This is a genomic window from Paenibacillus sp. P4_A7, from assembly GCF_056402455.1.
The window spans coordinates 1-1,939 of sequence record NZ_JBFUHJ010000693.1 but is presented as its reverse complement, the minus strand read 5'-3'; the positions used below and the strand labels follow the sequence as shown (position 1 = coordinate 1,939).

Annotated in this window: 1 protein-coding gene and 1 pseudogene; both read right to left on the bottom strand. The window is 42.6% G+C overall.

Going from position 1 to position 1,939, the window contains the following annotated elements:
• A pseudogene (locus AC1DWN_RS33025) lies at window positions 1–1,269 on the bottom strand (IS110 family RNA-guided transposase); the annotation flags it as partial.
• Window positions 1,270–1,404: 135 nt separating this feature from the next.
• Window positions 1,405–1,884, bottom strand: a complete 480-nt coding sequence (locus tag AC1DWN_RS33020) for a Type 1 glutamine amidotransferase-like domain-containing protein (RefSeq protein ID WP_477563064.1) — start codon at window positions 1,882–1,884, stop codon at window positions 1,405–1,407.
• Between the last annotated feature and the right edge of the window lie 55 nt (window positions 1,885–1,939).

Genomic DNA, 1,939 nt, shown 5'->3' with positions numbered 1-1,939 from the left:
AGTATATAGAGGCAGCTTTTTCAGGAGAAAAAGTTTCTCCACGTTGTACAATACCGATGATGATTCGTGCTAGCTTTCCAAGCAGTTTAAATACCGACTGTTGCTTCTTCATATGCTTCACTTGAACATTATGCTCATGCAGCTGCCGGAACACTGGATGATTTCGGGCGAGTTGGAGCATAGCCAGATATAGATATTTTCGCAGCGTAGAATCGCCCCTTTTAGAAATCACAATCTGTCCCTTACGCTTCCCTGAATAACTTTCGGCTAGGTTTAAGCCTGCCTTACGTAATAATTGACGTCCATGAGCATACTGTATAAGGTCGCCAGCACCTGATAGWATGGCTGCCGTGCAGATCGTRCCTAGACCGATTGATCGAAGGCGATCGGACATAGGAATGTCACTGAGCARCTCTTGAATATCTTTTTCAATTCTTTCTAGTATCTCAATAATCCGTTCGAACTCTTGTAATARCCGTTGTAAATCCTGTTTCGCTTCATTTAGGGCAGRCGTTTCRCCTATACTGCTCTTAGCTTGAGCGATGAGCTGCGCTGCTTTCTSCATGCCAGTGGAGCCACCRGCTCGCTTCATATGTTCTCTCCATCCTGTAATCACYTCWGATACGGACAGAGATGCTAGATCCTGCGGAGAAGGGAATTCTTTAAGCGTAGCCAAGGAYCGTTTGCAGGTCCAGTCTTTAAACACCGAGAAATATTCAGGGAAGCGAATGTCTATCCAGCGGATGATTCGGTTCTGYAGCCGYACACTATTCGTCAYCCAAAATTCCCGGTCACTCATCATTKTTTTCAACCTTTGAAAAAKGATAGCYTGTCGYGAGTATTCATAGTAAAAKCCTCGGCTGACCACGTCAGCTATGACAAGTGCATCTTTYGGATCACTCTTGGAGGGWGAATTATCACGATTCTCTTTGTTTCGTTTAGTGRTMGCCGGRTTCACCATGACAACACTCTTGCCCTTACAGCGAGCCAATTRGCCAGGTTATACCCGTAGTGTCCGGTCGGTTCCATGCCGACTATGAGTCCCTTTAAGYGATGTTTCTGTTGTAATCCWTCGATCCATCGTTCTAGTTTTTCGAATCCTTCAATTGTATTTGAGAACGTAAGGTGCCGCTTAGTAAGTATGATGCCACGAAAATTAGTTGCTTGTGCTACATGAGTTTCCTTCGCAATATCTATAACCACGACAAGRTGAGAGGTGGAAATTCGTTCAATGCGTTGATTTTGTCCGTCATTTTGCTTAAAATTCATAGTAAGAGCGCCTCCTTGATGGTGTTGGGTTATGAACCCGTCGACAAACCTATCATACCGAGGCGCTCCYTTTTTGACAAAGGCCAAATCTTAGSCCTTACAGGAATGTTTAGTTCAAACTTTCTTATTGAATGATCATTCAATGATTATTGCTTCTCCATCCCTTAGAACTTTAAAGAGTATTTGATTATCGATCAAATATTCTACAACTTTATCGATATCTTCAGATTCTGGATGGTTAGATTTATAGTGCGGGGCAATTACGTAATCTAAAACGTTTAATCCTTCCCAAACAGTTTGATGTTGTTCCCCATAGGGTTTTTGGGTCGGATCATCTACTAAGTGAATTCCTCTTAGTGTCGGTCCAAGAACACAAACGCCAGCACTATATCCCCCATAAACGACATTTCTTCCATTTCTATGGAACTTCTCTATGATCTCGTCGAAGCCACTTAATTTCATCGCCTGTGCTAAAACAAATGTATTTCCACCTCTTGCCCAAATCACATCATACTCTTCCCGTTTTGTCTCCAATTCGTTACRGCTATTAAAAAAGTACTTCAAATCAAGGATATCCACATGAAAACCAAGCCTTTCAAGTTCAGAAATGTCCAATGCATCACTTTGCCTCCTTCTTGCCAGATCAGTCACAAAGTCTAATGCCTAATGC